Source organism: Rickettsiales bacterium (genome assembly GCA_025210695.1).
Lineage (GTDB): Bacteria > Pseudomonadota > Alphaproteobacteria > Rickettsiales > CANDYO01 > CANDYO01.
Window position 1 is genome coordinate 1 of the sequence record JAOARE010000018.1, and the last position, 23,645, is coordinate 23,645.

Annotated in this window: 20 protein-coding genes and 1 tRNA gene; 13 read left to right on the top strand and 8 right to left on the bottom strand. The window is 32.8% G+C overall.

Annotated features, from left to right (window positions below):
• Positions 1–44 precede the first annotated feature (44 nt).
• Complete coding sequence (locus tag N4A31_02540; GenBank protein ID MCT4635112.1) at positions 45–941, bottom strand: hypothetical protein; 897 nt, start codon at positions 939–941, stop codon at positions 45–47.
• Between the two features lie 445 nt (positions 942–1,386).
• Positions 1,387–1,476, bottom strand: a tRNA-Ser gene (locus N4A31_02545).
• Positions 1,477–1,628: 152 nt separating this feature from the next.
• Here N4A31_02545 and yidD point away from each other — a divergent pair.
• Positions 1,629–1,847, top strand: a complete 219-nt coding sequence (gene yidD, locus N4A31_02550; protein ID MCT4635113.1) for a membrane protein insertion efficiency factor YidD — start codon at positions 1,629–1,631, stop codon at positions 1,845–1,847.
• Here the strand turns inward: yidD and gshA are convergent.
• A complete protein-coding gene (gene gshA / locus N4A31_02555; protein MCT4635114.1) occupies positions 1,829–3,022 on the bottom strand; it encodes a glutamate--cysteine ligase in 1,194 nt (397 codons plus the stop codon). The two genes, yidD and gshA, sit on opposite strands and share 19 nt — an antisense overlap.
• 174 nt (positions 3,023–3,196) lie before the next feature.
• On the opposite strand from gshA, the gene N4A31_02560 reads away from it, so the two are divergent.
• Positions 3,197–3,589 (top strand): hypothetical protein, encoded by a 393-nt coding sequence (locus tag N4A31_02560; GenBank protein MCT4635115.1) that lies wholly within the window; start codon positions 3,197–3,199, stop codon positions 3,587–3,589.
• Positions 3,590–3,604: 15 nt separating this feature from the next.
• On the opposite strand, the gene terL is transcribed toward N4A31_02560, so the two are convergent.
• Positions 3,605–5,002: a phage terminase large subunit gene (terL, locus tag N4A31_02565; GenBank protein ID MCT4635116.1), complete on the bottom strand. Its 1,398-nt coding sequence runs from the start codon at positions 5,000–5,002 to the stop codon at positions 3,605–3,607.
• A 642-nt stretch (positions 5,003–5,644) separates the two neighbouring features.
• On the opposite strand from terL, the gene dksA reads away from it, so the two are divergent.
• The 6 genes from dksA (at position 5,645) to N4A31_02595 (ending at position 11,157) form a co-directional block, all read left to right on the top strand.
• Positions 5,645–6,067, top strand: a complete 423-nt coding sequence (gene dksA / locus N4A31_02570; protein ID MCT4635117.1) for an RNA polymerase-binding protein DksA — start codon at positions 5,645–5,647, stop codon at positions 6,065–6,067.
• A gap of 224 nt (positions 6,068–6,291) precedes the next feature.
• On the top strand, positions 6,292–7,023 hold the full coding sequence (locus tag N4A31_02575) for an outer membrane beta-barrel protein (GenBank protein MCT4635118.1): 732 nt from the start codon (positions 6,292–6,294) through the stop codon (positions 7,021–7,023).
• 21 nt (positions 7,024–7,044) lie between these two features.
• On the top strand, positions 7,045–7,401 hold the full coding sequence (locus N4A31_02580) for a hypothetical protein (GenBank protein ID MCT4635119.1): 357 nt from the start codon (positions 7,045–7,047) through the stop codon (positions 7,399–7,401).
• 72 nt (positions 7,402–7,473) lie between these two features.
• Entirely contained in the window at positions 7,474–8,145 is a 672-nt protein-coding gene (locus tag N4A31_02585) for a hypothetical protein (GenBank protein ID MCT4635120.1), read from the top strand.
• Positions 8,146–8,217: 72 nt separating this feature from the next.
• On the top strand, positions 8,218–9,330 hold the full coding sequence (locus tag N4A31_02590; GenBank protein ID MCT4635121.1) for a hypothetical protein: 1,113 nt from the start codon (positions 8,218–8,220) through the stop codon (positions 9,328–9,330).
• Between the two features lie 120 nt (positions 9,331–9,450).
• A complete protein-coding gene (locus N4A31_02595; GenBank protein ID MCT4635122.1) occupies positions 9,451–11,157 on the top strand; it encodes a hypothetical protein in 1,707 nt (568 codons plus the stop codon).
• A gap of 14 nt (positions 11,158–11,171) precedes the next feature.
• Here the strand turns inward: N4A31_02595 and ispH are convergent, their stop codons facing one another.
• Genes ispH through pheS form a run of 4 tightly spaced genes read right to left on the bottom strand, consistent with a single transcriptional unit; the run spans position 11,172 to position 16,390 of the window.
• On the bottom strand, positions 11,172–12,095 hold the full coding sequence (gene ispH, locus N4A31_02600; GenBank protein ID MCT4635123.1) for a 4-hydroxy-3-methylbut-2-enyl diphosphate reductase: 924 nt from the start codon (positions 12,093–12,095) through the stop codon (positions 11,172–11,174).
• Between the two features lie 4 nt (positions 12,096–12,099).
• Complete coding sequence (pheT, locus tag N4A31_02605) at positions 12,100–14,481, bottom strand: phenylalanine--tRNA ligase subunit beta (GenBank protein ID MCT4635124.1); 2,382 nt, start codon at positions 14,479–14,481, stop codon at positions 12,100–12,102.
• Positions 14,481–15,332: a pyridoxal kinase gene (pdxY, locus tag N4A31_02610; GenBank protein ID MCT4635125.1), complete on the bottom strand. Its 852-nt coding sequence runs from the start codon at positions 15,330–15,332 to the stop codon at positions 14,481–14,483. The genes pheT and pdxY overlap by 1 nt, the downstream gene beginning before the upstream one ends.
• Positions 15,332–16,390 carry a phenylalanine--tRNA ligase subunit alpha gene (gene pheS / locus N4A31_02615; GenBank protein ID MCT4635126.1) on the bottom strand — a complete coding sequence of 353 codons (1,059 nt, stop codon included), beginning with the start codon at positions 16,388–16,390 and terminating at the stop codon, positions 15,332–15,334. The genes pdxY and pheS overlap by 1 nt, the downstream gene beginning before the upstream one ends.
• A 245-nt stretch (positions 16,391–16,635) precedes the next feature.
• Here pheS and yajC point away from each other — a divergent pair, with 245 nt between their 5' ends.
• The 5 genes from yajC to odhB all read left to right on the top strand — a co-directional run bounded on the left by yajC (position 16,636) and on the right by odhB (position 23,641).
• Entirely contained in the window at positions 16,636–17,100 is a 465-nt protein-coding gene (gene yajC / locus N4A31_02620; protein ID MCT4635127.1) for a preprotein translocase subunit YajC, read from the top strand.
• Positions 17,101–17,192: 92 nt separating this feature from the next.
• Positions 17,193–18,731: a protein translocase subunit SecD gene (gene secD / locus N4A31_02625; protein MCT4635128.1), complete on the top strand. Its 1,539-nt coding sequence runs from the start codon at positions 17,193–17,195 to the stop codon at positions 18,729–18,731.
• Between the two features lie 8 nt (positions 18,732–18,739).
• Positions 18,740–19,339 (top strand): hypothetical protein, encoded by a 600-nt coding sequence (locus N4A31_02630; protein MCT4635129.1) that lies wholly within the window; start codon positions 18,740–18,742, stop codon positions 19,337–19,339.
• Positions 19,340–19,528: 189 nt separating this feature from the next.
• Positions 19,529–22,366, top strand: coding sequence for a 2-oxoglutarate dehydrogenase E1 component (locus tag N4A31_02635; GenBank protein ID MCT4635130.1), 2,838 nt, complete (start codon positions 19,529–19,531; stop codon positions 22,364–22,366).
• Between the two features lie 105 nt (positions 22,367–22,471).
• Complete coding sequence (gene odhB, locus N4A31_02640) at positions 22,472–23,641, top strand: 2-oxoglutarate dehydrogenase complex dihydrolipoyllysine-residue succinyltransferase (protein ID MCT4635131.1); 1,170 nt, start codon at positions 22,472–22,474, stop codon at positions 23,639–23,641.
• Positions 23,642–23,645: the final 4 nt, after the last annotated feature.

Consider the following 23,645-nt stretch of genomic DNA (forward strand, 5'->3'; position numbering starts at 1 on the left):
GCTAAAAGCTGATCGAAACTTATATCATGACTTAATAAATAATCCTAGACTACACCCCATAAATGTTGCATATGTTCTTTGTCGTAAAATACCTCTAATAATTGTCCAAGATGTAATGATCCAGTTGCAATAATATCAATTAATCCTCCTCTTTTAATCACGTCTTGTAAAACTTCAAAGTGATTTTCGGCAAAAGCAGACAACTCCTTTATGTTCACATGTTTAGATTGAATCAATTGGTTTGTGCGGTATGGATGATTCGTGCTTAATATTTTTAATTGCTCTGAGAATATGCTTGAAGATTGTTGATCTTCAATATGACTCACTTCCATGCTGTCCGGATACGCTAAGCCAACTTCATCTCTTAAGCTAAAATCAATTTCAGATATTTTATAACCAAATTCATCGCATTCTTTGCTAAAATCATGCGCGCCTCCAAAAATTATAAAAACTTTTCCTTGAGTGGAGTCGTCATAATAGTCTTGTGCTGCTAATTTGGCGTTTTCTATTGCGAACTTCTCCCTAGTAGAGAAGATATCGTTATATATACCTTTAGAAAAATCATTATCTATTTTATCTGAATTATCTTTATCTATTGATGGATATGTCTTCGGTAATACGCCTGCATAAGTTAAAGTTATGGCTGCACCATATTCGTAGAGCATAGCTTTCTGGACATGAGTTAATTGCTCAAAAGAGTCAGGCAATCCATTTGGAAATATATATTGTTTAGTGACGGCACACATTTCACTAGAATTTTCGCAGTTTATATTATCATACAACGACTCTGATACTACAGGAATGTCATTATTACGTTCAAGATATTTTGCCAAATTAAGTTGCGACTTAACGACAATATTGCAAATGTTGTTTTGTTTATCATACTCTGGAATACCAGGAATTCTATGAAATTGCTTTAAGTGGATAATTTCTATAGTCATTTTTATATTTGCTCCATGTTTACTTTAGGTTGTTGAAAGTTGCTTAATTATAAATATATTAATATATTAGTTGATATTTGTCAAGAGATATTAATTAAATTTGACAAAATTATGCTGTAAGCCTTGTAAACCTGAGCTTTGAGGGGGGTTAGATGAGTTCGAAAAAACACTCGCATCTCCGACTCATACCTTTTGCGAACTCCTCTTGTAGGTTAGGGTTTCTTGATGTTTAGCGAACTGGTAAAGGTAAACATGAAACAGAGATTGGAGACGAATTTGAGGAGGTTTTGAGCTAAAAATGAGACAAATTTGGGTAATTTTTAGGCTTAAAAGTAATGTTATGATTTCATTTTTTGAAGCGCTACACCAGACAGATACTGTAGTCTAGAGCGCAGGAAACTAAATAGGAAAATCGAGCGGAGACTGAAAAAATTTTAGCTAGAGCTGGCGGAGAGAGAGGGATTCGAACCCTCGGTAGTGTCTCCACTACACTCCCTTAGCAGGGGAGCGCCTTAAGCCGCTCGGCCACCTCTCCATTTTGATCCTGTGATAAGAATCGCAACACATTTATAGCAAGATATTTTCTTTTATGCCAGTAAAACTTTACTTATAAAATAAAAAAATAATGAGAGATTTGAAAATCATGCTATTATTCTTCTTGAAAATTTAGCTAGAACATACATGTTGATGAAGTATTTTAGAAAAATAGTAGTATTGTTTATAAAGGGTTATCAATATATTTTATCGCCTTATTGGCCTGGTGTTTGTCGCTATACTCCAACTTGTTCTAATTATTCTATTGCAGCTTTTAATAAATATGGTTTTTTCAAAGGATTCTGGTTTAGTATTAAAAGAATAGTTAAGTGCCATCCATGGGGAGGTTCTGGTCACGATCCATTGCCTTGAAGTTCTAGGGCTGCAGCTAAGCTAGCTATTCTTGCAACCAGGTTGCAACAATAATAATAATCCTCACAGTCAAATTTATGATTATTAGCTATTTCCATACCAACTGAATTAAGATTGCTATATTCATCTTTGGTCTTATGAATGCGATACATAAATTCTATTTGTTGATGATTTATAAGGTAGAGCAGAGGTTCTGCGCTGGCATTGCCAATTTTATCAAATGTTTTTACGCCTTCTTGGATGATCACCCGCTCATTAACAATATTACTTTTTGTGATGTGCATTTGGTTGCGAAGCTTTTTATTTATGGAAAAGATCTCATCGGCTGATTTAATCATCATAATCCCCATGCCATATGTGCCATAATCTGATTTAACTACCACATATGGGGTATCATGAATGTTATTTTGTTCATATTTTTCTTTTATTTTTAATAAGAGAACTTCTACCTTTTTAGCCAATTCATCCATGCCATGTTTTGATTTAAAGTTTACTCCTTCACATATATCAAATTCAGTACTAAGTAAAAAAGATGGTAGAGAGAATAATTCTTCAAGTTCAGTTACCAGCTTATTATAAACTTTAAAATGATTAGATTTTCTTCTCATAAACCACCCATTATTGGGGTGAGGGATAACTTTCTGATCAATGTTTTTTAAAAGGTCTGGCATTCCAGAGGAAAGATCATTATTTAGTATAATTAAATTGGGGATAAAATCATCTATTTGTAATTTATTGTTATGTTTTGTTATAGAAGAAATGCAGATATCAGAATGATTGTTACCTTGGTTCTTGCTATGTTCAGTGGCAGTTAATGAGCCTATTTTTATGTGATATCCAGCTTTATTTAAGATTAATTCTATAGTTTTTAGATTATCCATATAATAAGGATTACGACTATGGTCCTCTCCAATTAATAAAATGCTTTTTATATCGGGGGAGATCTTATTAATATATTTTTTAGCTAGGGAGCTTGCTGTATCAATTTTATCAAGGCTTACGTTGTTAAAACCCGCTGGAAATAGGTTAGTGTCTACAGGGACAATTTTTTTACCAGAATAGCGTAAATCTACGGATGTATATAAACAAGGAGTGGTTGACTCTAGTTTCTTCTGGTACCAATTCTCAAATTCTTGTTCTTTTAATCTAATGGTCTCAGCAATAAGTTTTAACATAAGAATATTTAATAAATTATAATCTTAGAGTTATACTTAAAAAACTTCAGTTATTCAAGTCTTTGCTTTACAACATTTTGCTTGCATAGCTAATTTTTAGGTGATATTTTTGAAGCTTATATATGAAGATACTCGTAAAATTAACCTAATAGTAATCTTAAGAAGGAATTAAGGATGGGAAAGAATTTACTAAAAATTATTACCGTTATATATAGTTTTGCCATTTTGTTTATGTATAGTAGCATTGCTAATGCTGCTGATACTGCGAATAACATTCCTAAGTCTAATTCAAATCTAATTGCTAGTTATTATGATGATGATCCTGAAGTTAATACGTCAAGGCCAGTTATAAATAAAAATCCAGGCATAAATAAAACAACTACAAAAACTACTAAAAAAGTTACAAAGAGTTATTCTTCTAAAAGAAAAGTAAAATCTGGTAAGAGGGCTAAAAGGAATAAGAAGAGAACAAGAAAAGCAATGGTAAGCCCTTTTAATAAAAAAGTTGATAACAAAAAAGTGAATAAGCATCGAAAGAGGGGCAGAAAGAAGAGTAGAAATCGTTAGATATATTTAATATTTCTATAGGGTTCTTATTCGTGCTGGTTTTTTATTTTGTAGATATTCAAGTGCTTGAGATAGGCTGTCTACTTGATCATCGTGGGGTGATTTAGGAAATGAGATTAATTCTTGTTCTAAGGTGATTCTCCAGTTGGCATTATAATCTAGAAATATCTTCCCTGCCTCAAATAATGGGCTATGTCTAGCAAATCTAGTAACTTTATCAAATTTTGGTTTTATGGGTATAATTGCAGTTTTAATTAGTGGTTTTAAACTTTGAATTAAGGATTGGCCACTTCCCTTATCTTCTATTAGAATTGCTTGAGGATTCCATTTATTAGAAAAATTTTGTAAAGCTATTATTAACTCTGGATATTCAGCTTTAATTCTTTGTATATCAAGCAAGTAATAGCCATTGTTATTAATTCCTACAGTAATTCCAACGCTGTAATCACTATCATCTTTTGCTTTGATGGCTGTGTCCCATGATTGTATAATTTGTTTGAATTTGATGTTATCCTTAGATGAGAAGTAATTTAACCATGATTTTTCGATTATACATCCTTTGCTTGGTATAGGGCTTTGTTGGTATTGAGATGCAAAATTATATTCACCTAATTCATTTTTTAATTTATTAAGAGCTACCATGTCTTCTCTCTCTTCATGTAATACTGATCCAGTTTCTTTTGTGATTAGATATGGTTCAGTGAATGTTATAGGTTGTTCATAAATTGCAGGTAATTTTAGTAAATCCCATTGATCTCGCTTGTTTTCCAGTAAATATCCGCATAAATCTTCCTCGTGCAGACGCTGCATAACAATAACAATTGCTCCAGTTTGTTTGTTGTTTAGTCTAGAAATGAAGGTTTGTTCAAACCACTGAATGGTGGCTTGGCGATATTTTTTAGAGTTAATTTTATTAGGATTTTGAGGGTCGTCTATAATTAGATAGTCTCCACCTTCTCCGGTGGCAGTTCCTCCAGTGGATGTTGCAAAGCGAAATCCTCTTTTTGAGGTTACAAATTTTGATTTTTGATTTTCTCCTTTGTTGATAATGGTCTCAGGAAATAATTCTTTATACCATGGGCTGTTCATAAGAATTCTACAATCTTGTGAGTGTTTATTGCTCAGGGCCTGTGAGTAACTGGCTGTCATTATTTTTGTGGCAGGGTTATGCCCCATAAGCCAAGCTGACCAGGACACGCTAATGCATATAGATTTCAAGTATCTAGGTGGAATATTTATAATAAGGCGGGTAATTTTTCCCTCTTCAATTTGTTTGAGTTTTTCTGATATAAGGCTGATATGCCAATTATGTAAATATTTTGTTCCTGGAGAGACAGTGAGAAATGATTTTGCTACAAATGTTGAGAAATTATTACGTAAAACGGCTTGAACAAGCCTATTAGTGTCTTGCATGAAATTTATCTTGGGTTGAAATATGTTGATATCTTAAGAGCTGTAGAAAAAAGAGAGCGCCCTTTTGAGGTGGCGCTCTACATAGAACCATGCCTCTCGTTTTTCTGTATGTGGGGAGGTAGCTTATAGGTTTCTTATGTTCGTTATTTATTTTTAACTATTAAATAAATGATAATATATTAACTATATCTTGTCAACTAATAATATTATAATTAATCAATATTTTTTAAAAATAATAAGAAAACAGTCTTATAAAGTTGAAAAGAACAACTCTTATTTGTTATGAGTGACTGAAAATAAATAATAACTATGAATAAATTAATCTAGTTGAGAAAAAAAAGAGAGCGCCCTTTTGAAGTGGCGCTCTACATAGAACCATGCCTCTCGTTTTTCTGTATGTGGGGAGGTAGCTTATAGGTTTCTTATGTTCGTTATTTGTTTTTAACTATTAAATAAATAGTAATATATTAACTATATCTTGTCAACTAATAATATTATAATTAATCAAATTACTTTTAGAAGGTCGCTTTATAAAGTTAATAAGTAGTTTTATTAATATAATTCTTGTAAGGCAGAGTTAATTATGGCATATATTAGGAGATAAATTATCTTGTGATTAATTTAAACTAAAAGAGGAGTACGATGAATAAAGTCACAATACCTGAGGGATATAAACCTTCAGAATCAGAAGAATATATGAATCCTATGCAGCTAGAATATTTTAGAATTAAGCTAAATACATGGAAGAACGAGCTACTTAATAACTCTTCAGAGGCTTTAAAACATTTACAAGAGGAGAACTGGCATGAGCCAGATTTAAATGATAGAGCAAATGTAGAAATAAATGCTGCATTTGAATTAAAAACACAAGATAGATATCGAAAACTTATTGAGAAGATAGATTCTGCATTAGAAAGAATTGAGAATTCTGAATATGGTTATTGTGAAGAAACAGGTGAAGAAATAGGTGTTGGTCGCTTAGAGGCGCGCCCTATTGCTACTTTTTCTATTGATGCTCAACAAAATCACGAAAATTATGAGCGTCAGCATAATGAAGATGAATAAGTAATCTTTAAAGTATTTTTAAACTAACAAAAAACAAAACCCTATTAGTATGTTGATTACTAATAGGGTTTTTATTTGCATCTACCTCAACGTTAGATAGGAAGTTTTAAAAAAAATCATACAATCGTCGAAAAACCTATTGACCACACAGTTAAGTTGTGTTAATGGTTGTTTTGATTTAAATAATTAATATATATTAAACAAATAGGGGCGATGATGTAGGGATGAATAATTTTGTAAATAGATCTACTATTGGAGCGATGATTATTTATTTGATTACAACTAATGCATTGGCAGTAGAAAATTTTTATGTTCAAGGAAATTTAGGTTATGCAATGGGGGTAGCCCCAGGAGGAGATTTTTCTAAAAATACGCTGGGTGATGCTGGTGTGTATAGCGCTGCTGTTGGTTATAAATTTGATGACCATATTCGTATGGATGTTAGTCTAGAATATAGAGATGGCTATACTAATGAATATATGGTGCAAAGGAAAGTAGTGAGTAAGCTTGCTAGAAATGGTAATAAGGCTAAAGTTGTATATGCTTATAGTACAGATACCCAAATTACTAAGGTTAGTTCTTTAGCTTCGATGATGAATTTATATTACGATATAGCTGAGATTAACAAGATAACTCCTTATGTAATGTTAGGTGCAGGGATATCCAGAAATATAACGGACTCTAGTGGTAATATAGTTCGTTCTGATAATAAATCGGATATTGATTATACTATATCTCGTGGAACTAGGGTTAATTTTGCTTGGAAGGTTGGAGCTGGATTACAGTATAGATTCAATAATGATATGAGTGGAGATTTTCATTATCAATATGTTGATTTAGGTAGTATTAGAACAGGAAATATACATACGATTAATAATAAGTCATCAGTTCAGCATAATTTTCAGGGTTGTTTAAAATCTCATGAAGTTCTGTTGGGTGTTAAGTATAAATTTTAGAGTTATAATAGTAAGAAAATTATGTCCAATGCATTTGATGAAGTTGCTCATATGGTGGAAGAATTTGAGCTTGATGATGCTCCTTCTGCGCCTTCTAACGATGGTACAGAGGGTGTTATAAAAGTTATAAATGAACAGAATAAAGTTATAGATCTGCTTGCTAAGAATATTGTTGGTATAAAGAGAAATTATGTTACGCAGGATGAATTGTTACAAGTAAAAAGAGAGGCGGCTGAAGGTGATTTTAATATTTGGGACCAATTATGCAGACAAAGTGCCAGTGGTGAAATATGCGATCAAATTCAAATAATGATGCATGAAAAGGTGAAATGTATTGGAGACTATAATAGCCCAGAATGCTTAAAATACTATGAGTAAACGTTAACAATATTAGGGGTAAGGTTTAGAAATTTTATTATATTAATTTAACTTTAATTTTAGGAGAAAAAAATGTCAAATATATCTGAATTAATAAAAGAAATGAATTCAACACTCGATGGCTTATTAGAAGTAGAGAGGGAAACAATTCCCCCAATGAAAAAAAACTTTCCAGAATTTGTAGATGCATATAAAGGGTTAGTTACAGGACAAAGTACCGAAGTGATTCGTGGATATATTAAGGATCACGTGGGTGACTACATAGCAGGAGAGATAGAGGGGCTTAGTAACAGTGTGGCATCTCTTGGAATGGTGGTATATAAGGGAACTAAAGTTGCTCAGAGAAGTGATGAGGATATAACAAAATTATACAAACATATTTCTGAGGTGCAATCAGAAGTTGAGCAGATAAAAGAAGTATTTATTAGTTCATCAAAAGAGACTAAGGTTAATTTTAGTTCAGAATATAACCAAATATTGCCTGTAGCAAAAAATTTAGATTATTGTGATATCGAAACAGGGATTTCAGTTTCTATATTTGATGTTGATAATGACGGAAAAACATTAGATTGTGTTTGTCCTTCTTCTTATGAAGCATTTTATACATATGAAGATAATAGCCTGGAATATGCTGGATGTATATTAAAAACAGAAAAGTGTATGTATACAGATAAAGACAATAGTCTAGAGTTTTTTGTTGGAGAGACTGATGGTGTATGTTATGCAAATATTGTTGTTGATTAGAAGATGAATGTTATTTTAGAGCCACAGAAAGTGGCTCTATTGAGTTATGATTTTGAGTAATGGTTTAATAAAATGAGTTATTTAGTTGAATATAAGGATGGTGTGTTAACTATTCCTTTAGATACGTTGAAGAATTATCTAGGAGCTACTGGTGATATACGTAATCATCTAAGAGATAGTGAAGAGATATCTTCTGCAGATGATTTTATATATGATAAGAGTGATTATTACTTACCATTTAGGTTGTTAGATGGAGAGTTTATTCCTTATATAGAGCAATGTATAGGGGGAATAAAGCCTTGTGAGAACCTTAAAGAAGGTGATTATTTGATGAAAACTATGGTGGGCACCATAGAGATAGAGAAGAATATAAACCCAAGAATGATACCTTTGAAGTTTTATTCATCTAGGCAATATAATTTGAATTCTTTAAATGGTATTCAAAAGCGTAAAGTTGTTAAAGAAATAGGAAATTTTCCAAAGATTTTTTGGGAAAGTTTAGTAAAAGAAAAAGATATTAATATTCCTATGACTGAGACAGTATACAAACTAATTTCTATCACTTCTGATTCGGTAGCAAATGCTAAGAAAGATTTTGTTCCTATGAGAATTGTTATACCTGAGGAATATTTAAACTATGGTGTGAATAAGCTTAAAAAGGATAGTCATTGTTTAGATGAAGTTGGTTCTTATTGTACAAGTAATGGCTACTTAAGTGTGATATATGAAGTTACAGAAGAAGTTCATTTATGTACTACTAGTATTGCAAGAATTTTATTGAAACAAGATAATAATCATCATGGTGAGAAGAGAATTTTTGATATTATAGTTAGCAATGATAGTGCTAAAGAAGTTGTTGATTATTTATCAAATCCATCATCAGAGATAAATTATAAAATTAATGATATTAGCAATATTGAGTTCTATATTAAGGTTGATCTTTCTATGGAGTTTTCCAATCTTTTGCTTAATAGTTTGGATATTGAGGGCGACCAAAGACAGTCAATCGAAATCACTTTGGATAAAAAATCATTTCCTATAACTAATGAGGTTTTGATTAACTTAATGCAAGTAGCGGCCGATGGAATCATTGATCAATATGGAGATAGCAGTCCTGAAGGAATAGCTGTAATGTCAGGATGTGCATTATGCTTGGAGTACATAGGTTATGTTTCTACGGAGTAGTTGTTTTAATTTAATAATTGCCTTTTAGTATTATGTTGAAGGTATTATATAAAGGCTGTTGTTTAAAATTAATTAAAGTAAGGTTCTTATAAATAATATCAGGGGATTGGTGTATAAAATATGACGATAATAAAATCTAGAAATAATAAATCAAAAAAAGATACCAAGAAGATTGGTGGAAGTATAGGTGTATCTTCATATTCTCTTGATGAACAAAGTAAAAATCCTGTATTCGAGCAGAGTGCTCAAGATAAACAGATACAAAGTATAATTGAGGTGAGTCTTTTATCTAAAAGAGAAGAAAGTGTTAATGAAGATGCATCTGCATCCGGTATTGCCGGTGGTGTGAGTTCTGACTCTGTAGATCTTTCACAAAAAGGATCGGAGAATACTGTTGCTGGGGTTAATGAAGATATGTCCGGTATTGATCATCATATAACTTCTGATGATTCAGACGTCACACAAGATCAATTGCTACAAGAATCAAGAGAGACAATTACTGATCTTGCAGGGTCCAATAATAATTTTGAGCGTAGTGAAGAAAAGAACTTAACTAAAAAAACTACAAGGATAATTCGTGGTTTTAGAGAAAATGTAGATTTTAGTAAATTTTCTGAAAGTAGTAGTGACAGTAACACTGGATCCATTGGGGTGACTTTAGAAGTTTCGTATCCAAGAATAATTCCATTATCCTCTAGTTTATTAGAAAATAATGCATCAAATAGCACAGAGTCAAGAAAATATGCAATGGTTGGTACCTCTGTATTGACTGGTATAGTATTTATAGGAAGTGGTACAATAAAAAATGCACTCACAACACAATTAGGTAAGGCGATAACAAATAAAAATGCAGCAGCTAATATAGTTGAGGAATTTGGTGTCTCTTTTTTACTAAAAAACTCAATAGATTTAAGTACAATACATAATGTTGGAGAAGTTAAATCTAGAGCAGCTATGGATTTTTCTAGAAAAGTGTTTTCTAAAACCGCAATAACCATAAAATCACTAGATTCTCTGGTGGATGGAATCAAATTATACAATGAGCCTAATGCTAAACATTTTGAAGAAGTAGTTATGGGGTGTAATAATTTATATGCTATGGTTAGTGGAAATAATGTTTATACATTAGGTATAGTTACTGTAGATATAGCGTATAATTTATATCAAGGAGAATATACACAAGTTGCAACTCAGATTATATTAACATCACCTAGTTTATTATTATTATCTATGATGGGCTTTGCTGGTGCTGCTCAGTCCGGTACATATTATGGATTAGCAGGTGCATTAATTATGGGGGGAGTATTTATAAAGAATATGCATTCTTTATATGAGGAATTATATGTTAATAACGCATATGGAACTAATTCTATGATTGCTTATAGAGACTTTTTCAAATATTTATCAGAAACTCCATATTTAAAAGATATATATGATTTTAATTCTAAAGCAATTAAATATGATATTGAGATTAATAACGCTATGCGTGATATTGCAGTGAGAAACTTAGAGAATTTCTTAGCTGAGAAGGGGAGTTTTGGTGAGAAGATAGATGAAAAGGGCGCTTTTTCTTCAGCCATTAAACAAAATTATGTTCTTTTAAATAAAGTTTCAGAAGGAAAAATTACCGTAGAGGAAGCAGAGACGCTTTGGAAGAATTATGTTACAATAGAGTTAGAGGATGCGTTCTATGATCGTTGTATCGAAATAGACAATATTTATAATGATAATAAAGTTGTTTATCGTTGTTATAGTGAGAACAGCAAAAGTATAGATAATGTTATTATAGGAGAAGATAATTCTGTTGAAACATATCCTATCCCTTAGTATAAGAATTATCTCTATTTTCTAAGTTCTAGGGGTAAGTTAAAGTGAATGCTTTCTTCAATTGTTTGAAGATTATGGATGTTTACAGAAAAACTTGCCTCTAGAAAATTTACCACTTCTTGTACTAACTTTTCTGGTGCTGAAGCTCCAGCACTTATTCCAACATTTCTAACGTCATCAAACCAATTTAAGTTTATATCCTTAAAGTTATTGATTAGGTAAGATTTCTTTTCCATTTCAATACCAATGTCTTTTAGTCTATTGGAATTAGAACTATTATTAGCTCCCACCACTAGAACTAAATCTACCAACTTAGTCATTTCTTTAACTGCGTTTTGACGATTTTGAGTGGCGTAACAGATGTTTTTTAAATCTGGCCCTTTTATATTAGGAAAGCGTTGCTTTAATTTATCTATAATGTTTTTCGTATCATCCACACTTAATGTGGTTTGGGTAACATAAGCTAATTCATCATCTGCTGAGAAGTTTAGTTTATCTACTGCTTCAACATTTGATACAATAACCACATCGCTTTGCACTCTGCCAGAGGTTCCTTCCACTTCAGGATGTCCCTGATGGCCAATTAGAACAATCTTTCTTCCTTTTTTTTCATGGCTTCTTGCTTCTAGATGAACTTTAGTAACTAGAGGGCAGGTGGCATCTAAAATTTTTAGATTATGGTTTTCTGCATTAATTTCAACTGCTTCTGAAACGCCATGAGCACTAAAAATAACTCTAGCTTTTGCAGGGATCTCATTAACTTCCTTTACAAAGATTGCACCTTTTTTCTTTAATTCTTCAACAACAAATTTATTATGAACAATTTCATGGCGAACATATATGGGAGGGCCAAATTTTTCTAAAGCCTTTTCAACAATAGCTATTGCTCTTTCAACTCCAGCACAAAAACCTCTAGGCTGGGCTAGATATAAATTAATTTCTTTAACCACCGCTGCGTAGTTCTCCTCCAGTTGATTTAATAACAGAATCAGTTATTTTTTTGCATAATTGTTCAATTTCTTGCTCATGTAGAGTATGATCCATAGCTTGAATTGATACGCTAAATGCAATAGATTTCTTGTTGTTATCTATTCCTTTTCCTGAATATATATCAAATATATTTATATTTTTAATCAGCTTTTTATCGCTTTGCGATATTGCTTTAATAATAGTTTCACATAAAACATCTTGATCCACAATAAAAGCAAAATCACGTTCCACCATCTGGAAATCTGATGTTTGTAAGGATCCTTTGCGACCAAATTTTGCTTTTGGCAATGGTATATTATCTAAGAAGAGCTCAAATCCAACGGCGTTACCATGAAGCCCATAGCTTTTTATTATCTTAGGATGTAATTCTCCAAAATTACCGACAATGGTTTTTCCTAAAGCTAGTTTTGCAGATCTTCCTGGGTGATAATATTTAGGTAGGTCATCAGTTATATAGCGCAAATTATTGGGATTTAATCCCAATTCATTAATTATGGCAAATATATCTGATTTAGCATCCATCGCATCAACAGATCTAGAGTCTCCATAGAGATTGCGAATATGATTCATTCCAGTTCGTAAACCAGTAATAGTTAGAATTTGTTGATGGGGTTTTACTCCCTGAAAAGTTGATCCCAATTCAAATAATTTTAAATCATTAATCCCACGGTTCTGATTCTTTTCAGCCGCTTCTAGGAGATTTGGTAATATGCTTGGGCGCATATAATCAAGTTCACTGCTAATGGGGTTTTTAAGATGTAATTCATCCTTTAAACTGCTGAAGTTAGATGCTTTTGCTGCGTTCATGAAAGACCAGGTCACTAATTCATTTAACCCTAGACTAGCGGCAAATCTACTTATTCTATAAAGACTGCGTTGTTTAGCATCAAGTGCATTGGTCTCTTTATTAGGTAATGGTATGGATGGAATATTATCATATCCATCTATACGAGCTATTTCTTCAAGTACATCTTCTTTTGCTATTATATCTGGACGCCAAGATGGAACTTTAAGATTTAACATTTCTCCTTTATCTTCTATCTTAAAACCTAGAGATAATAGAATATTTTTTACATGAGATTTATCATAAGAAATACCAATTTGTTTCTCTAATTCATTGAGGGGGAATTCTATGTTTCTAGCAGTGTAATTATAATTATCTATTATAATAGGAGTACTAAGGGTTCCTCCACAAAGATCTATTATCATTTGGCTAGCCATATCCAGCGCTGCTTCCATAAATTCGGGGTCTATTTTGCGTTCAAAACGGAATTTAGCATCACTATCTATATAGTGCATGCGCGAAGTTTTCGCCACACTGTCAGCATCAAATAAGCCAATCTCTAAGAAAATATTTTTACTTTCTAAAGATACCCCAGAGCTTGCCCCACCAATTATTCCTCCAAGAGCAATAATGTGATCGTCATCTGCCATAACCAATTCACCACCCTTTAGGGTATATGTTTTGTTATTTAATGCTTCAAATTGTTCTCCATCCAATGCATCACGGACATTAATTTTAGAAATTAAATCTGCATCAAATACATGCAGAGGACGACCAAAACAAAAGGTGAAGTAATTGGTTATATCAACCAGAGCTGATATAGGATTAACACCTATTGAGTGTAGGCAATCTTGAAGCCATTTAGGACTAGGAGAATTTTTTATATCTTTAAAATATCTTCCAATATATTTAGAGCAATGAGAGCTATTTAGTTCTACTTTGATAGGTGAAGTAAATCCACCTTGTTGTTTATTAAACTCTAATGGTTTTAAGGTTCCAATGCCGCTTGCTGCTAAATCTCTAGCTATTCCATAAACTCCTAAGCAGTCACCTCTGTTAGGGGTAATAGATATTTCAATAAAAACCTCATTAAGGCCGTAACTATATGCAAATGAAGATCCCACAACATAGTTCTCATTAAGTTCTATAATTCCATTATGTTCATCTCCTAAATCTAATTCTTTAGATGAACACATCATTCCACAACTTAATACATTACGAATTTTAGACTCCTTAATTTTGAGTCCATTGCTAGGAATTTCTGTGCCAATAGGCGCAAGAACAACCTTTATACCAGCTCTGGCATTGGGAGCTCCGCAAACTATTTGAAGAGTTTCTTTGCCATTATTAACCTGACAAATACGAAGCTTATCAGCCTCTGGGTGAGGGGAGGTAGAGATTATTTCAGCAACAATAAAATCTTTATACATATCATATTGATTAATTACTTCTTCAACTTCCAAGCCATTTTTAGTGAGTTGATTAGTTATTTCTTCAATGGATGCATCTGTATTTAAAAATTTCTTTAGCCAAGATAAGGTAAATTTCATTATGATAATCCGTTTATATCGATAGATTCTATATTATTTTTAGTTAAACTGCTGTAGCGAGTGCTAAGAACACGTAATTCTCTATCCTTAGCATCAAAAGTATTTTTAACAACAAGATCTAGATAATATGCTGCATTTTTTGCTGCAGACAATGCATTTCTTGTTGTAAGATAAGTTCCCAAGAGAACTGCAGAAAATAAATCTCCTGTTCCATTAGGGGGCATTTTAAAATCATATTCTTTGGTAATGATAATATGTTGGTCTGTTCCATCTGAAACAAAAACACAAGAATTGCCATTTAGTCGTTCAAGATTTTTTATACCAGTTATAACCACCACTGAAACATTCAAGTTGTGAAAATATGTGGCTATTTTTTTTAGGTCTTTAAAGTTATTTATTTTTATGTTGGATAATAGCTCTGCTTCGAATTGATTAGGGGTGATAATATCGGCAGATAATTTATTTTTAAAAAAATCTACAACTTCTGGTTTTACAAAGCAATTGCTGTTTCCCATAACAGGGTCGCAAAGATAGAATGTTTTATAATTCTTTGCTTTAAATCTTTTGACTGTATCCATCACTTCAAGACAAATATCCTCGCTTCCCATATATCCAGAAATAATAGCTTCACATTTGCCAATGACTCCTATGGATTCTAGCCCCTTAATTACAGAATTTATATGCTCTCTGCTAAAGATATCTCCACGCCAGTTTTTATAGCCAGTATGGCTGGAAAATTGTACAGTATTAACAGGCCATACATCATATCCCATAGATTGCAAGGGATAGACAGCAGCTTTATTTCCAACATATCCGAACGCTACATGTGATTGTATAGATAATATTCCCATTATTTAGAAAGTCCACTAACTAAACTTGGCATATCAAATAAAGAAAAGCCAAAGTGATTGTTCCATCTCATATCTGATTCAAAGAATTTTCTTAAGTCATGAATGCCATATTTTAACATTGCAATTCGATCAATTCCCACACCAAAAGCAAAACCTTGATATTCATCGGGGTTTAGGCCAACATTTTCAATAACTTTTCTATGAACCATTCCACATCCAAGAATATCTAACCATTTTTCATTTGAACCAATTTTTATTTCACCATTTTCTAATTTATAACCAATATCCACTTCAGCTGAAGGCTCAGTGAATGGAAAGAAAGAGGGACGTAGCCTTATTACTACTTTGTCGGTTTCAAAAAATGCTTTTAAGAATTCTTCAAGACACCATTTTAAATTTCCCATATTTATGTTTTTATCAATACATAATCCTTCTACTTGATTGAACATAGGGGTGTGAGTTTGGTCGTGATCTGATCTATAAACCCTTCCAGGAGCGATAAATCTAAAAGGAGGCTTCTCAGAAGACATTTTTCGAATTTGGACATTAGAAGTATGAGTGCGAAGAGTCATGTTTTCTATAGTGTTCATATAGAATGTATCATGCATTTGTCTGGCAGGATGATTCTCTGGAATATTTAACGCAGTGAAATTATGATAGTCATCTTCAATTTCTGGGCCTTGAGCTAAATCAAATCCTAAATTAGCAAATATATTAATAATCTCCTGAGTAGCTTGTGTAATAGGATGAATTTTTCCAAATTCACCGCGGCGAACTGGCTGAGTTACATCGATTTTTTCTGAAGAAAGCCTAGTATTAATTTCATTTTCTTCTAACAATATTTTTTGATTATCTATGGCATTAGTTATTTTACTTTTTAGGGTGTTTAGTAATGCACCAAAAGTTTTTTTATCCTCTAGGCTTAAACTGGCCATTTTTTTCATTTCATTGGTAAGTAATCCATTTTTTCCAAGATATTGAATTCTAAGTTCTTCAAGATCTTTAATGTGATTGGTGGATTTAATAGAATTTAGAACTTCTTCTTGTTTATCTAACATAATTTTAAGTACCAGAACAACTTAATATTCAGTTTAGGGATTCTACAAAACTCTTAGAGAGTTATCAAGTTCTTTAATTAACAATGAAAAACTATATTTTTATTGCTAAATCTATTTTTTAAGTGATGTTTATGAGATATGTCTTTAGAGCATCAAAATAGGACTTGAATTAAAAACTCATAAATAATTTGCTTTCTATAAAAACCTTGGTTATATTTTACTTGAATAAAATTATGGAGGTATTTATGTCGTTAATTTCAGTTGCTCACGCAAGTGAGTCAGTAGAGTCTGTAGCACCTATGAGCACGGGAACAAGTCTTATGTCGTTGTTACCAATGGTGTTGATTTTTGCTATTTTCTATTTCTTTTTAATTCGTCCACAAGTTAAGAAGCAAAAAGCAGTTGAGAATATGGTTGGCAATCTTAAAAAAGGTGACAGAGTGGTTGCTGCAGGTGGTTTATATGGCTCAATTCATAAAATAGAAGGAAATGTTATTTATCTTGAGATTTCTGAAAATGTTAGAATTAAGGCGCTGAAATCTTCAGTGACAGAGATGTTATCAAAAGATGACAACCCTGTAGTAGAGGAGAAAGTTGAAAAAGAGAAGTCTAAGGCTAAATCTGCGGAAAAGAAAACTGCAAAGATAGAGACTAAGAAGTTAGTTAAAAAAACAACTAAACCGAAAACTACTAAAACTAAAAAAGATTAAGTAGTTTGAAAGTATAAAACGCCATTTATAAAATTTATTATAGATGGCGTGCTTTACTTTTCCTCATATTTGTATAAAAGGTTATTTGAGCTATGGCGCATTTCCCACGTTGGAAAATTATTCTTATATTTTTAGTATGTTCGCTAGCTACTGTTTTTGCTATGCCTAATTTTTTATCTTCCAGCAATACATTAAAATTACCGGATTACTTTCCAAAAAGCACTATGAATCTAGGTTTAGATTTAAAAGGTGGATCGCATTTATTGTTGCAGGTAGATTTTAACTCTTATTTTGCAGAGCAGATAGAGGGCTTAAAGGATGATGTTCGTAGAGAGCTGCGTAAGAAAAAGATAGGTTATTTAAATTTAAGTGTTAGTAAGAGTAAGGTGTCTCTTGAGCTAAGAGATGAAGGGCAGCGGGATCTTGCTAAAAAAATAATAAAAAAGAATAAAGACCTAGATCTTGAGGTTGTTCAAGATAAGTTTATTGTAAGCTATAATAAAGATTATATTGAAGATACTAAGAAAAAGTTAGTAGAGCAATCTATTGAAATTGTTCGTCGCAGGGTGGATGAAAATGGAACAAAAGAGCCTATTATTCAAAAACAAGGTGATGATAAAATATTACTTCAAGTTCCAGGCCTTGATAACCCAGAGCACTTGAAAAACCTAATTGGTCAGACAGCAAAAATGACTTTTCATTTGGTGAATGAGAATGTTGCTTCAATAGATAATGTACCATTTGATACAATGCTCCTTGAGTCAGAAGATAGCAATTCTAAGGTGGCTGTTTACAAAAAGGTGATGCTAAATGGTGATTTATTAAAAAATGCTATGGTTAGTTTTGATAATAATAAGCCAGTGGTATCGTTTGAATTTAATAGTTTAGGTGCTAAAAAATTTGGTGAGTTAACTAAGAAGAACATAGGAAAGCGTTTAGCTATTGTATTGGATGATAAATTAATATGCGCTCCATCTATCTCTGTCGCAATTCTTGGAGGATCTGGACATATCACTGGTAATTATACTGCTCAGTCAGCTAATGATCTTGCTTTGCTTTTAAGAGCAGGGGCATTGCCAGCTCCACTTGATGTTATAGAAGAGAGAACTGTGGGGCCAAGTCTTGGTGCGGTTTCCATTGAACAAGGAAAACTTGCGTCTATTCTTGCAGTTATTTCGGTGATGGTATTCATGGTATTCACATATGGAATATTAGGAGTTTTTGCCAATGTTGCGTTATGTTTTAATTTAATTTTACTAGTTGCTTTATTATCTATGCTTCAAGCAACCTTAACTTTGCCAGGAATTGCTGGTATTGTGTTAACAATGGGCATGTCTGTTGATGCGAATGTATTGATTTTTGAAAGAATTAGAGAGGAAAGCAAAAATGGTTTACCCACTTTCTCTTCACTAGAAAGAGGCTTTAATCATGCTTTTAATACCATCATAGATTCAAACTTAACTACTATTTTAGTTGGAATATTTTTATATTCCTTTGGCTCTGGTGCTGTGAAAGGTTTTGCTGTAACATTAGTTTTAGGTATAGCCACTTCAATGTTCTCTGCTGTATTATTGACCAGATTAATGATAAGCAAATGGGTTGATGTATTTCGTCCTAAAAGTTTTATATAGATATAATTATGATCAAATATAACTTTGAAATATTGCGTAAAATTTTTCATTTATCTTCTTTATGGATACCATTTTTGTATTTCTACCTTAGCACAAAAATGATGTTGGTAATATTGTTGCCCCTTACTATTATATCTATAATTATTGAGGTTTCGCGTAAGCTTTCTCCAGAATTGAATAAGGTTATCAATAATTTAATTGGTGGTATAATGCGTGATAAAGAAGAGGAATCTATCTCTGGTGCCACATATTTATTAATTGCTTCCACCATTAGTGTTATTCTTTTTAATAAAGAAGTAGCAATTTTAGCTCTAACCGTTCTTATGATTAGTGATTCTTTTGCTGCTTTAATTGGCCGTAAATATGGCAAAGTTAGTTTTCTTGGTAAAACCTTAGAAGGGTCTTTAAGTTTCTTTCTTTCTGGAATGGCAGTATATTGCTTTCTGGTTATATTCTGTGATTTTACTTTGCCACTTAATGTTTCAACTTTTGCAATATTTTCTGCAACTATAGTTGAATTATTTGCTAAGAAACTTCGTTTGGATGATAACCTTGCAATTCCATTGAGTATAGGGCTAGTTTTTGAATTAGTTTCTATTGTTTCATAAGTTTTTTTTCTTACATTAAGTTTAAGTTAATATGGAAACTATTATTTTATAAATATTCCATGAGAAAATACTTTAAATTGTTTTTGCGCTATAAGATTAGCTTGCATATGCTGTAATTTAGTGTAAGAATTTAAAAGAATTTTTTGAAGCTTTTAAGGAGGCGGTTAACCCCGCAAGAGGTGTTGTGTTATGACTAATAATTTTGATAAGGATAGTTTTTTATTTGCAGCTAATGGTGACTTTGTTGAAGAGTTATATCTAAAATACTTAGAAAGTCCTAGCAACGTTGATGATTATTGGCGTAGTTTTTTTAGTAATTTAGATGAAAATAAAAACTTAGCAAAGAAATCAACAATGGGTGCCTCCTGGTTGCCTAAAAAAAATAAAGTTATCCTCCCACCTGAAGTATCTTCAAGCTCTAAAACACAAGAAGCAGGAGTTACAGAAAGCACTTCTAAAATTTATAATATAAATCTACTTATTGCAGAATATAGAGCATATGGGCATTTATTAGCCACTTTAGATCCTCTAGGATTAGAAAAATTTAATAATTACATTAGATTAGATCCTCAGCATTATGGACTGGAAGAAGGAGATCTAGATTTAGAAATAGAGTTGAATCACCAGAGTTTAGGTCTTGGAACATGCACTATCAGGCAATTAATTTCACGATTAAAAGAAGTTTATTGTTCTAGTATTGGTTATGAATTGAACCATTTAAGTTCTGATGAAGAAAAAGAATGGTTCTATCAGCATATTGAACAAATGAATATGCATCATGCTTTATCTAAAGAAGCAAAGATTGAAGCTTTGAAGGATTTAATTGATGTTGATGGGTTTGAACAGTTTATTCATACTCGCTTTCCTGGAGCTAAACGTTTTTCAGTTGAAGGTGGTGAAACTTCTATTATAGCAGTTAAAGAAATCATCAGGGCAGCAGCTGTGGAAAGCAAAGTGGAAGAAGTTATTATTGGGATGCCTCATAGGGGAAGGCTAAATATGCTTACCAAAGTTATGGGTAAAAGCTATACTTCAATGCTATCAGAATTCCAAGGTAATTTAGCTCATATGGAAGAGTTAAATATTTCAGGTGATGTTAAGTATCATTTAGGTAAGTCTTCAAGCTATACAGTTGATGGTGGTCATAAAGTGCATGTTTCTTTAACAGCTAATCCATCTCATTTAGAGGCAGTGAATCCTGTTGTTGCGGGGAAAGTTAGAGCAAAACAAGATGATATTCAGGATCATGAGCGTAGTAAAGTTATGGGAATCTTGCTTCATGGAGATGCAGCATTTTCCGGGCAAGGCGTGGTTATAGAATCTTTATGTCTTAGTAACTTAAAAAGTTATACTACTGGTGGTATGATGCATGTAGTGGTGAATAACCAAGTTGGTTTCACAACCTTACCTAAAGATTCAAGATCTGGGCGTTATTGTACAGAATTTGCTAAAGTTATTCATGCTCCTGTGATTCACATTAATGGTGATGATGTGGAAAAAGTTCTAATGGCGGCTAACATGGCTGAGAGTTATCGTCGTAAATTTAAGAAAGACATAGTTCTAGATATAGTTTGCTTCCGTAAATATGGTCATAACGAAGGTGATGAACCAATGTTCACCCAGCCTATTATGTATAATCTAATTAAGAATAAAAAATCTAGTATTGAACTTTACTCTGAGTATTTAAGCAGTAGCGGTGTTATTTCATTAGATGAGATTACTAAATATAAAAAAGAAAAAATGCAATTCTTTGATAAAGAATTAGAAGCTGCCAAAACGTATAAACCTTCAGAAGAAGATTGGTTAAAGGGTAAGTGGCAAGGGCTTGATAAGCAAGATCGTGTAAAAGAAAAGTCTCCATCAACTGGTGTTAGTGAAGATGTGATAAAGAAAATAGGTGCAGCTTTAGTTGATTATCCTAAGGATATGAAAGTGAATTCTAAAGTTCTTCGTCTTCTAGATAATAAAAAGAAAATGTTTGAAACAGGGAAAGACTTGGACTGGGCCACTTGCGAAGCTCTAGCTTATGGTTCGTTAATGCTAGAAGGTTCTCATGTTAGAATGAGTGGTCAGGATAGTAAGAGAGGAACTTTCTCTCATCGTCATGCAGTGCTTTTTGATCAAGAAACTGAAAAAGAATATACATCCTTAAATCATATGGATAAAAATCAAGGTGAATTTGAGGTAATTAACAGCAGTCTTTCAGAATATGCGGTTTTAGGTTTTGAGCATGGATATAGCATGGTTAATCCTAAGAGTCTCACAATATGGGAAGGGCAGTTTGGTGACTTTGCCAATGGTGCTCAAATAATGATAGATCAATTCATTGCATCTTCAGAAGTTAAATGGTTAAGAATGAGTGGATTGGTTGTTCTTCTTCCACATGGATATGAAGGGCAGGGACCTGAGCATAGTTCTGCAAGGCTTGAGAGATTCCTGCAATTATGCGCTGAAGATAATATGCAAGTTGTTAATTGTACCACCCCTGCAAATTTCTTTCATGCTATAAGAAGACAGATTCACAGAAGCTATCGTAAGCCGTTAATTGTTATGTCACCAAAATCATTATTGAGACATAAAATGATGGTTTCTGATATATCAGAAATATCTCAAGGTACTGAATTTAAACCAGTGATAGGTGATGCTTCTGTTAAGAGTGCAAAAAGAGTTGTACTTTGTAGTGGGAAGGTTTATTTTGATCTTTATGAAGCTCGTGAAGCGGCTAATATAAAAGATATTGCTTTAGTGCGTATAGATCAATATTATCCATTCCCTAAAGAAGAATTAAGTGCAGAATTATCTAAATATTTAAACGCTGAAGTAATTTGGTGCCAGGAAGAGCCTAAGAATATGGGAGCTTGGCGTTATATAGATAGAAAAATAGAAAAATGTTTAAAGGAACTTGGTTGTAAGCATGATCGTCCAAAATATATAGGAAGGCCAGAATCTGCCTCTCCTGCTGCTGGATATCTGAAAATACATAAAGTGGAACAAGAAAAACTTATTAAGGAAGCAATTACGATATAATAAATCACTACGTCATCCTTGGTTCAAAGGGCCGAGGGGCCATTTATCTATAAACTAGATAAAGATGATGCGGTGGAAGAAATTACAATATAATAGGAGATAATTATTATGGTAGAACTATTTGTCCCAGCGTTGGGTGAATCAGTTACAGAGGCAACAATAGCTAAATGGTTTAAGAAAGAAGGTGAAGCTGTTAAATTAGATGAGTTACTAGTGGAGCTGGAAACTGATAAAGTAACTTTAGAAGTGAATGCCACTGCTTCTGGGGTTTTGGGTAAAATAAATTTTACTGAAGGTGATACTGTTCAAATAGGTGATCTTCTAACTATTATTGATGAAAAAGGAGTTGCTTCAAGCTCTCCAGAGCCGTCCTCCTCAAAGCCTGAAGAAGCTCCTAAGAGCGCTCCTGCTGCTACGCCCGCAAAGTCAGGTGCTATCATGTCTCCAGCTGCAGGTAAAATTGCTGCAGAAAATAACGTGTCTCCAAGTCAAGTTGCAGCAAGTGGTAAAGATGGTAGAATCACTAAAGGTGATGTTTTAAACGCTTTAGAAAGCAAGCCTGTTGCTGTTTCTGATCGTCAGGAAGAAAGAATTAAAATGACTCGTCTTCGTAAGAAAATCGCAGAGCGCTTAAAAGCCTCACAAAACACAGCAGCAATTTTGACCACTTTCAATGAAGTGGACATGACTAATATCTTAGCTCTGCGCAATCAATATAAAGAAAAATTTGAAAAGAAACATGGTGTTAAATTAGGCTTTATGTCTTTCTTTGTGAAAGCATCACTGGCAGCTTTGCAAGAAATTCCAGCTGTTAATGCTGAAATTGATGGTGATGATATTGTTTATAAAAACTATAATGATATAGGTGTGGCAGTGGGAACTCCACAAGGTCTTGTGGTGCCAGTGCTTCGTAATGCTGAGAAAATGAGCTTTGCTGATATTGAGAAAACAATTGGCGATTTTGGAAAAAGAGCTCGTGATGGTAAATTAACCATGGAAGATTTAACCGGTGGAACATTTTCTGTTTCTAATGGTGGTGTTTATGGCTCTCTTCTTTCAACTCCAATCATTAATCCTCCACAATCAGGTATCTTAGGAATGCATAAAACTCAAGAAAGACCTGTGGCTATTAATGGTAAAGTAGAAATCAGACCAATGATGTATCTTGCCCTTTCTTATGATCATAGAATTGTTGATGGAAAAGAAGCAGTGACATTCTTAGTTAGAGTTAAAGAATGCATTGAAAACCCTGAAAGATTATTATTTGATTTATAGGAGA